We start from the raw sequence: 11,608 nt of genomic DNA, 5'->3' as shown, positions 1-11,608 counted from the left end.
TACTATTACAAGCAAAATATCTAAATTTATTGATTGTATAAAAGACGTATTCAAAAGAATATCTATTTCGGGATCATTATCATGTTTTTTTAATCTAACATAGTTTGAAACGGCGTAATCGAGCCAAAAATCCTTTAAAAATTTCATCTTTCTAATTTGAAAATTAATTTATCTTATCCAATTATCAAAATACCATCCATTCGAAATTCCTCTTTCTCTGTAAGTATCAGAATCTTTTCCGAAAAAAAACCTGTTGTACCATTCTGTCTGGCTAACATGTTTGTCCATAGCTACCCAAGTCAATTGAAAAGCAAGTCCGTATCCCCATCCATAGGAAGTGCCAATAGCGTCCGCAGCATAATTGGATCCTGCAGAAGCAGCGCCACCTGCTAAATCTCCTTGGCTTGCTTTATTTAAACCGTCTAAATAACCTAGATAATATCCTCCTTTAGCAACTATTTTGCCTGCCGAACCTATAACTTTCAGTTTTGAAAGGGATTCCACATATTCTTTTTCGTATATATTAAATTGGCCGGGTAGTATACTTTCAGTCAAATCAATAGCATTTTTCGGACTGTAAGTTCCAATTAAAAATCCTGATTTATCTAATGTATAACCATACATCTCTTTAAATCTAAGAAAATTTCCTGCCCAAGAACCAACCCCGACAGCAGTCAAAAAATCAATATTATCATTGGTTAATGTAACACTTTTTTCAGTATCACCGTACATTATACTTTTATTTTTATAAAATCCAGTCTTATCGTAAAGTCCATTAATACCTAACTCTGGTGGTTTGTTATAATTATCAAGGTAATTATTTGTAAAATTTGTTGCAACATTGCTGGCGCCTAATGAGACTGTACTTGAAGCAGCATTAATAAAACCTATCGAATTCCATTTAAATGGATTCAATTCACCTCCATTTGAATAAGCACCATGCACATAGGCGCTGAAAAGATAACCAAATACAACATTCCAGAATTCGCCACTTTGATCTGTATATTTTAATGGATTATTCATTACATATGCATAACGGTTATAGTTCTGGACACTGAGCGGATCCTGTATATTATTATCTGGCTGAAGGAAACGCCTAAGCTTTGGATCATACAATCTTCCATTCATGTGAATGATACCCACACTTTGCAGATGCTCATGTCCAGTATATCCCCTGTCCAAAATGGTAAGACCGCTCAGAGCAGTTCCTGCTCCATTCTGTACTGAGAGTATGCCTCCCCATGGATCAAATAGACGTCTTTCCAATATCGTCCCCGTATTACTAGCCACAGCCATTATTGATCCTTGAAAATCGCGCTGCAAGTATAAATAATTCTCATTTGTGCCGTCGCTTTTAAGTACTATGGGTGCAGTATATGCATCTCCCCCTATATAAGTTAGAAATTCAAAACCACCTGTTAACGTATTTTGCTTAACTTCCATTGTTCCGTCACCAGAGTAGTATTTTCGAAAAGGCCTAAGAAGCTTATCTTGAGTACTTCCATAAAACATTGCACTTCGGCCGTTATCATCATTATATTCAAAACTGATTTTATCAATTCCTGTATCCTCTATCTGATAAGGTGACTTGAAGGTGTTATAAGTGATAAGCTGCGTGGGTCTGCTCTGGTAATAAGCGACTGAACTCGGATTGACATTAATAGACGAATTTTGATAAATCTTTCCGCTGCTTGGATAATTATACCATCCCAATTCATTTGAGGTAATTCTTCCCTTAACATCATATGTTTGCAGCGTTTTACTTTTCTGTCCACCAGTTACATTATCAAGAATAAAGACATTGATTGATGTTGTATTTACTTTTTCAATCCTTAAATTAACGTTGGGATACTGAACCACGGTATGGCTTAAATTCATAACAGTCCCTGTAGCAGAAGTAGGAAGAGTGCCCTTAAAATATTTTGTGCTTGCTAAGGTAACCGGATCCTGCTCCTGTATGTAAACATTAAATGTGTCAGTACCTAAAACCTTTTTAATATCAAATCGTACTGTAAGTTCATCACCAGGTGATTTTCCTGTAAGTAAAGACCTTTTAACTGCACCGTTTGCATTAGGTATTGCTACACTCAGGCCACCAGCTGAACTAACTACAGAACCTCCGTTTTCACCCTGAAATCCTTCTACATCAGAGGTACTAAATGTACAATTCATGTACTGGTTAGTTGCTGTAATATCAGTAAGCCTGTTCATATTATCATATTTAAATTCTTCTGTATAATTAAAAAGGCTGTTATTTCTGCTTTCTAAATTCCCTTTTAGTACATTAAAAGAAGTTTCCATTTTCAGCAAACTTGTTGTTCCCAATCTATAATCGTTATTAATCATATAATCATTACCGTTATAATCTTGCCGAACATTGGTGCCGTTTCCAAATACTCCGGAAAGCAGTTCCCCGTTATCATTTACATTATCTTTCTGCCATAAAACAGTGTTTCCATCGAGAATCTGATATTGGGCCCCATTCTGATATGTCCTTTTTAATGTTTTACTGCTAGCTTTATTTCCTGAAGAGGCTGCTGACGTCTCGGTGTCAACCCTTCCAAAACTATCAAACGCAAATGTCTTTGTAAATGTAGCATAGGGAGCTGCTTCAACCACCTTATATAACCTTTTCCATGAATCGTAGAAGTAAGTATTTGTTATTGTTGTCCCTCCATTAAAATAATCTGTGAATAATGATGATGAAATCTTCTTTGACCCTGCGTCATAACTATACACAGTCTTAGAATTCGTATTTGATCCAATTATAGTCTTTTCTTCCAGCCTCCCAAGCGGACTGAAGCTATAGGTAGTGATTCCATTAGAATTTTCTTCTTGAGTCAGCTCATTAAAATCATTATAAGTATATTTTACGATACCTGCCGAGGGATCCGTAAGCTGGGTTCTTCGTCCCCATTTATCCTGAATTATTGAAATATTTACCCCTCCACAGCTGCTCTGCCTCAAATTTCCATTTGCAAAATAACCGTAAGTTATTAACTGTCCTGATCCATCATTTACTTCAATAATATTTCCAACAGCATCTTTCTTAACTGTTTTGGTCAGAGTACCGTCATTCAAAGTACTCAACAGACCCGAATAAGAAATTACAGTTCCAGTTCCTATACCTGATGATTCTGGACCCTGGTGCTTTATAATTCTTCCATAAACATCGTATTGTGTAAGAGTTCGGCGTATAGAATACGGATAATGAGGAACACCTTCTTCTATGATTCTTCCATTTATATCATAAAAATAATGTTTGCTTATAAATAGACCATTTACATTCGCCTTTACTTTTTCATTAATTATCTGCCCCAGTGCATTGTAAATATCGGAGCTTGCTGTACCATCACTATTAACAGAAGACAAAATGGTTGTATTATTGCCTGTATCTTTAGTGTAACTATATGTAATTATTTTTTGTAAATAATCAGTTGTTTTTATCTTTCTAAACCAAGAGTCATATTCATAAGTTAAAGTCTGACCGTAAGGATTCGTCAGGGTTTTTAAAGTTCCATTTGGATAGTAGGTAAAAACCGTCTGTAATGATTCAATATCTGTTTTTGTTAATAAAAGACGTCCTGAAGTATCATATGAGCATCCCGTAGTTCTTGAATTTGCACCTGCTGTAATTGTCTTTGATGTTAAATTTCCAAATGAATCATAGATATTATCTTCGGTGATATATCCCACAGTTCCATCGGGTCTTTTTTTGACCTGTGATAATAACTGCTGGGAGTTGTATGTATAAACTTCTTCACTAAGTGCGGTATCATTATTATATGAAACTGATTCTGTCTTGCTGTTGGGTCTCCCGACAATGTAAGGAGACAAAGTTGGAGCATCATACGACAAATTTTTAATGCTGGTCTGCACAACTGAAGCCCCTTCCTTGATTATGATGGCAGCCGTGAGAGGATTATTAAATGAATCAAAACCTGTTGAAATTTCTGAACTAGTGTTGGTTAATCCATCATATTGTTTTAAGCCAATATTCTTTAATTTAAATACTTTGTTGCTCTGCAGGGCATCAACTGGGGAATTGTACTCCAAAACCGATTTAGAGATGAAGCTCCCCGGTGTGGCTGCAGAAGGAACCACAAGTCCATCCACGCTGTAATTTTCAACATTTGCTCCCCTTAAAAGATAATTATTCTTGATTACATTAGAGATTACAGGCACAGTGGAATTATGAAGATTAGTTCTTAAGACTGCCTGAAATCCCATAAAACCTAGCCCCTCAACATTATTTACAGCATCGAAATATTTAAAAACTTTTTTGCTCTGTTCATTACTAGGATAATCTATTTGAGATACTACCTTAAATTCCGGACTGTTCTGAATCGCCAGATAGGGATATGGTTTTACTGCACCTGCTTCGTAAACGCCATTATCCTTTTTTAAGGAACTATATGTAATGTCTTCTTTTACTCCATTTCCTGTTGTAATAGATCTTAAAAGATGTTGGTCAGTAGAAAAGCTGTTATTGGATAAAAAAACTACTTTCCCCCCTACATTAACTGCTAGTTCAGCTTTATTGGGACTTAATTTGCTCTTTCTTGAAACTAGTGCAGTTATATCTACTAAATAAGGATCTGGATCGGCCGAATTATAAAAATTACCATAAGGATAGGGAAAAACATATCTGTAAAAATTCTGGAATCCCCACTGATTGCTATTTTCCCTTGTATTACTCCACAAAAATACTTCCAAAGTTTCCTGGTTCAAATAAACACCACTATTTGGAATAGGTGGCGTATAGTCTCTTCTACCAGGTTTAATTCTTATGATATCAGATCGGCCGTCATTATTAAAATCAAATGCTACTATCTGTTCGTATGGAGTATATGGGTAGGTAGGCGGCGAATAAGTTGCCGGGAGAACTTCTTCTGAAAAATACAATCCACCAGTTGAAATTAAAATTTTACCAGTAGCTACCAAAAAAATATCACTTTTTCCGTCACCATTATAATCCCCCACTAAAACAGGAAACTCGTTAACACTGTAATGACTTGTATCTCCAATATCTCCAGGGATATTATAATCCCATTCAATAAACTTTTCAAATGTATTGTTCTTAAGAGTATATCCTAAGATATCATTGTAGGGTGCTCCTCTGAAAATAACTATATCAGATTTTCCATCTCCATTTATATCCGCTATTTTTATTATGTGGGTTCCGCTAATCTGGCCAGATCCATTATCGTTCCATATCCCTATATCGATCTGACCTGCACTGGAAATAAAATTTGAGGTTATCTGACGATCCAAATTAATTAATTTTAACGAACAAATTCCATTAACCGGCTCATTTAAAACAAGTAGGTCTGTTAAATAATCCCCATCAAAATCACCATATAAATCTTTTGAAGGATATCCTTCGCTTATTGGGCTTGTTTTTTCATAATCAAGTGTAAGACTAGTTAGAGAGGAATTAAAGCTGTAAATTTTATATTTATTTAGATTGTTTTCTGTAACTGCTATACACAAGTTCTGTTTGCTTGAAATTCCAAAATTACTATCAAGGGAATTTATTGCATATCTTTTGTCACTATTTGAGAGCGTGAAAGAAGTGTTTTTAGTTGTATAATCTTCATTAATCTTCCCAATAACAATTTGACTGGATGAAGGCGCTGATATAAATTCCGCTTCTCCATCCCCGTCGAAGTCAGCCGTCAGAATCTTGCCATCACTTGATGTCAAACTAATTCCAGGGGATTTTCTACTCCATTCCATTTGCATCCCAACAGCTCCTTGATTTTCTACATACGAAAAAACTGTCGGATTCAGACTTTTTGAATTATCACCGCTTTTTTCTGTTATAGAAGTTAACCTCTCATATTTACTAGAGGAAAGATCATGGCCTAAAAAGTAATTTCTAAATCCGATGCCATTTGTTTTAACATTAATCTCAGATAAGATTACTAAATCTCGTTTATAATCCCCTGCAATAATCTGTATATCGTTTAGTGCTCTATTCTTATATATAAAATTAATTTCATTAGGCGGTGTATCATCATTTTTCGAACCATATTTTATGCTAGTAAGCATCAATTTATCAAAAAGAGTAATATTATAAAAATAACTTATTCTAATTCCCTGTGGATTTTCCCAGTATGTTAATGCATAATGAATTTGTGATAAAGAATTTGAGCTATTGCCTGATATGTAACCATAATAAGCTTTGGAACCGTCTGGATACTCTACTTTAAAATAGGCAGGACCATTATCTCCATTGGAAGATTGTGCCCCATATGAAGTAATTTTAGCGTTAGAAAAATTTTCCGTCTCATAAACTGTTCCGTCTCTTCCATATTCCCCATTTGTTCCGCTTTTGACAATTAGCCTCTGGCCATCTAAGGCATATTTATCCTCTATAGAATATTTTATAGTACCTGCGTTTCCATCGTGGAATTTTGTTGATGGAATACGGGAAATAGTGGAAAGTCCTCCAATATTCCAACCGTAACCGGCAGATCCATTTCCTGACTGACTATCATATACTAAACTAATTTGTGGTTCTACGCCATTTATTCCTGGCGGAACTTTGATGGGAATGGCATAGTTTGCTCCTCCAGAGAGAGATACTGTCAACTGCCCTCCAGTTTCACCAACTTCAGCTGAAGATCCCGTTGGTATGGTCTGCCCTAAAGCACAAAAACCGAAAAATAAAAAAATAGGAATAAAGTAAATTTTCTTCATAAATTAATTATCTTTTAATGATTTTAATAGATTTTTGCTCTCCGTTATTGTAATTAAGTACAACAAAATAAACACCTACTGAATAACTTTGAAAGGGAAGATTTTGATTATTAAGACCAGATTTGATAGGATAGTAATCTAAAACCGCACTTGTAATAGAATAGACACCTATAGAATTTACATTTAATTCATCGGAAGCTGTCCACTTAAGATAAAGCTCTTCTTTTACGGGATTTGGATAGTACGAAATTTGATCCTCTGGATAAAATTTTTCAAAATCATCCTCTTGGACAGCTTCTATTTCTTTAATTTCTTTAACCGATTTTGAAGAGCAGCCGAAACAGTATGTCCTGTTGGTCTGGTTACCACTGCTGTCATATTGGAAAGTTATCTGATGCTGTGCTTCGGAGCAAAGGCAGTAAAATAAGAAAAACACTAAAAATAATCTTCTCATAAGTGTAAATTAATAAAATTAAACCTTAAAAAATTATGTTAAATTATATACAATCTTACAAAAAAAATATTATTAAATTATTCAAATAAACATATAAATTGTTAATTTTTACATAGTTAAAACCAAAAAGCCAGTATTTAAAGGATATTCTGTAAATAAAAAATGCAAGAAAAAGTTAAACCAAAATAATGTAACTTGTACACACCAAGTTAGAATTATTGATTTGGGAGAATCTAATAAATATTAGAAAATTTGCTAAATCCACTAGGATGCGAAATATACTTTATCACACTGTCGGGAATATTTATAATCATCTCTTCAAAGCAAAATGACCTTTGAAAACCTTTCCACCTTCTAGTTTTATCACATACCAGTAGTCATCAGCGGGCATCTGTCTGCCCATAAAAGTACCATCCCATCCCTGACTTAAGGCAGTGATTACTTTTAATAGCTTTCCGTATCGATCAAAGATTTCAATCCGTGCTTTTTCCTTGGTAACTGTATCGATTCCTTCTACATTCCAGTAATCATTATAACCGTCCACATTAGGGGTGAAAAATGGTGGAATACCAAAAACCGCAATATCTTTTGAAACAACCCCACATCCGTTTTTGTCTTTGATATACACCATATGAATACCGGGTTTGACATTTTGGAATATATTTTCAGACTGATAAGTTCCGTCGCTTTCATCAAGAGCGAAAATATAATCTCCTTTTCCTTCAGCCAAAACAGAAACTGTATTGGCCTGGTCAACAGTTACAGAAATTTCGGAAGCTTTGTCGGATGCGCTAACTTTTATCATTCTGGTTCTTTCACAGTCGGTTAATTTGTCTGTTACCAGTACCTCATACCTGCCTTCCTTGTTTACCTCCAAACTGTAACCTCTCTGATCACTAATAATGTTACCATCAAAAAACCATTGGTAATTATAGGTGTCAATTAAATTTAAGTCTGAGATACCCGCGTCAATCACTTTTGTGAAAGAAGATAGATTATTACATACCAATTCTTCCCCTTTTAAACTGATTTTAGGAACTGTATTTACAACAAAACGAATAATAGTGCTGGCGCTGCAAGAGCTGTTTTTAGGATTTACAACTTCCGCTTTTATATTCTGTGTGCCTGTAATAAAAGGATTTGGCAAAGGATTCTGTAGTTTATTGTTATCTATATCATAATAATGAACTTCCATTTCTTTCTGACCGCCTAATAATAAAGAATCAAAATCTGAGGTGTCAAATGCAAATTTACCGTCTTGTAAAAGCGGATCTTCTTCTTCGTCACAGCTTGTGGTCAATAATGGGTTAATATCAAAAATTTCAGGAAGATCTTGGACTGTAAATTTAATAAAAGTGCTAAAACTGCAGCTCTGAGAGCTATTAGCATTTACGGCAACAGCCTTTAGCGTCTGGGAAGTTGTCATAAATGGATTTGGAAGCGGGCTAGGAAGCAAAGTATCATCATTATCATAATATAAGATAGTAACATTCGTCAGTCCATTTAACAATTCAGATTCAATATCTGAAGTGTCAAAAGCGAACATACCATCTTGATTATCATCACAATGACTTCTTTCAACAGATTTAATCAAAGGAACAGGCTCTACCTTTAGAGTAATATAATCTAGTCCTAAACAGTCATTATCACGTCTGCTGTCTACCCTGATAAATATTTTCTGTTCAAATGGAGACAGCGAATTCCTGTAATTGAACAAATCAATAATAGGATTTTTTTCCGCTAGCGCATCCTCAATTTTTTGATAATATGTAACATCCAAAAACTGTCCTGCAGGAAAAATGCTAAGGATTTCATTTGTTACGCTACTCAAGTTAAATGCTGCAATTCCATCGCTATTAGTTCCCAAACTATCATCATCACACTGTGTAAGGACTTTAACAAAACTTGAAGGTATCTGTGTAGTTGAAACAATGAGATTTAACTCTGTCGTTCTGCTGCATCCATTACCGTTTGAAACTCTTACGAAAACTTTATCCGTACTTACTGCATTATTTCTATAGGTAGTGGTATTTGAAATTGGATCTGAATTACTTACAGCATCTTGTATTGTTTGATGAAAACTAATATTGCCATTGGTCGAAGTTAGCGATATTTTACCGATTGCCTCTTCTAAATTAAAAAAGCTGTAACCATCTGTATCATCATCGCATTGTTTAAGGTAAACTACCTCTGGAACTAAGGGAAGCTCAAAAACTTCAATATCAAATGAGGTAAAAGCTAAACATAAAGGATTGTCCTTATTTGTAATTTTAATATAAATTTTTTCACTTTTATCATTATTCTGATAAGCCTTCGGATCTGCTATCAACTGGGTATAAAACTGATCTTTATAATAGGAAATTAAAAACCTTTCTTCAGACTGCCCTTTTAAAATATTAACGCTGTTTTGGGTTAAATCAAAAAGCACCTTTCCATCATTTTCCGTACCCACACTTGTATTATCACAAATGGTAAGAGCCGGAATTGTAATGGATGGATTTGGAGTTGGCATGTCAAATACTCCAACCATAAAATCTGTAGTACTTTTACATTCGTTGTTAAATTTACTAACTACTTCTGCTTGTACAGCTTCTTTTTGATACGCGACACGGTTTATGAATGCAGCTGGATTAACGATCTTCACATTATCCTTAAAATAATTTACTTCAAATAATGCAGGATCCTGTCCTTTTAAAATTTCTTCATTTCTTATGGTCAAGTCAAATATATAAAATCCATCATTATTATCGTCACAGACCAGAAGATCATTTGGTTTGAAAGCTTCAGGCATTTTAGATATTATTACTTCCCTGCTGTAACTGGCTGTGCCATCAGGCCCAGCAGCGGTAACTGAAACTTTGTAAATCCCGTCCTGGGCAAATTTATGAATAGGATTAATTTCAACAGAACTGCTTCCGTCCCCAAAGTCCCATCCAACGGATGTAACCGTCTGAGATGCATTTAATGAGAACTTTGTTTCCTGACCAAGACATAAGTGCTTAGCCTCAAAAAAAGCATTGAAAAATGAAGACATAAATGGAGGAAGTCCCTTAGCATGAATTTTATCTTCAGCCAAGATTTGCCCGACTGCATTAAAACCACAGCCAGCGCCCAAAACTGTAGGATTATTAATGACCCCGAGAGAATTAAGAAAATAGCTGCTATAGTAAATTTTATTATTAGGCGCTAACTGCAAAGCACCAATGCCATAAAATGAATTAAAAAGTAAGAATTTCGAATTTTTTATATCATCACTCAGCAGGTCAAACTGCGCCAGGGACTGTGAAGTTTTAAAGTCATTGTAACTGGCGTACAGAACATTTGAATCACCTGAAAACTCCACACCATAAGCATTGACCTCGGTTAGGAGCAATTTCGGATTACTAACTTTTCCTGTAAAATTATCAAAATCATAGAGATATACACTCCCTTTGTAATTACTGTAAGGACTCATCTCTGTATCAATCTGGTCGTATGCAGCTGCTATTTTTTTTCCATTAGGAGATGCTTTGAGAGCTCCTATTGCATTTCTGCGGTATCCAAAAGTTGGAACAGCAGGAAGCACCAATGACTTAACCGGTGCTGCTGTCACCCCGGATGAAGTAACATGGAAAGCATAAAAATTAGCTGAGAATTGTGTAATTACCCAAAAACCGTTTCCAGCCCCATCACGGACTGCCGTTAATTTTTCTGAACATTTATATTTTATTTCCTCACCAAAAGGATTAATGTCATAAGTAATCAGCGGATTATTACGGCTGACCACATCACCACTGCTTCCATTATTCCCAATAATGCTTAGATCTACGATAGAATAATTCAAACCATTGTTTAAACCATCGTCATCGCTTGGAGTTTTACCACTATCGCTGTCTACATAAGTTCCTGAAAAAGCATTTGGATATACCGCTGCATTTTCATGGTGCGGTTCATCGAGGGTGAAAATATAATAAATCTTAGGGTTTCCAGGCTTAGGAATAATCATTGCTGAACTTGTACTGGAAGGATCACCTAACAGCCCAGTACCCCCTAAATAATCAGCATTAGGCATCACCAAATGGTTCTTGTCCCATACTGTCCTCCCATCAGTATAAAACAATAAATCGCCATTACTGTCTGCAATTGAAGCACATCCCTCATTGGTGTTCAATTTTCCATCTTTTAAAGCAGTTACAGATCCGTCGGCATTAAATTTAATTCCGGCATTTCTGCCAAAATACCAAACACTTGCTTCCCTTTGTGCAACGGAAGAAAATGATAAAAAGAAGAAAATTATAAGTAATTTTATTTTCAAATAAATATTTATAAATAATGAAATAAATTATAAAAATGCCATTGATTTGTTATTTATGATATAGATAAAAATCCCTGTAAGATCATGTAAACATAATAAAAAGTTTTATTATTTATCAAAATATCAGAATTTTATACTTATAAAAATTTTAAATC

Annotated in this window: 3 protein-coding genes; all 3 read right to left on the bottom strand. The window is 34.9% G+C overall.

Annotation, left to right across the window (positions count from 1 at the left end):
* Positions 1-168 precede the first annotated feature (168 nt).
* Positions 169-6,705, bottom strand: a complete 6,537-nt coding sequence (locus EDB96_RS09825) for an RHS repeat-associated core domain-containing protein (RefSeq protein ID WP_134140533.1) — start codon at positions 6,703-6,705, stop codon at positions 169-171.
* 7 nt (positions 6,706-6,712) lie between these two features.
* Positions 6,713-7,159 carry a T9SS type A sorting domain-containing protein gene (locus tag EDB96_RS09820; protein ID WP_134140532.1) on the bottom strand — a complete coding sequence of 149 codons (447 nt, stop codon included), beginning with the start codon at positions 7,157-7,159 and terminating at the stop codon, positions 6,713-6,715.
* A 310-nt stretch (positions 7,160-7,469) separates the two neighbouring features.
* Positions 7,470-11,453: a T9SS type B sorting domain-containing protein gene (locus tag EDB96_RS09815; RefSeq protein ID WP_134140530.1), complete on the bottom strand. Its 3,984-nt coding sequence runs from the start codon at positions 11,451-11,453 to the stop codon at positions 7,470-7,472.
* Between the last annotated feature and the right edge of the window lie 155 nt (positions 11,454-11,608).

The sequence above is a fragment of the Flavobacterium sp. S87F.05.LMB.W.Kidney.N genome (genome assembly GCF_004366435.1).
Taxonomy (GTDB): domain Bacteria; phylum Bacteroidota; class Bacteroidia; order Flavobacteriales; family Flavobacteriaceae; genus Flavobacterium.
The sequence above is the reverse complement of the archived record's forward strand: the minus strand, read 5'-3'. Positions and strand labels throughout refer to the sequence as shown.

Excerpts from the sequence above, each read along its gene's own strand:
- EDB96_RS09825 (WP_134140533.1), bottom strand. The coding sequence starts at position 6,705 with ATGAAGAAAATTTACTTTATTCCTATTTTTTTATTTTTCGGTTTTTGT.
- EDB96_RS09820 (WP_134140532.1), bottom strand. The coding sequence starts at position 7,159 with ATGAGAAGATTATTTTTAGTGTTTTTCTTATTTTACTGCCTTTGCTCC.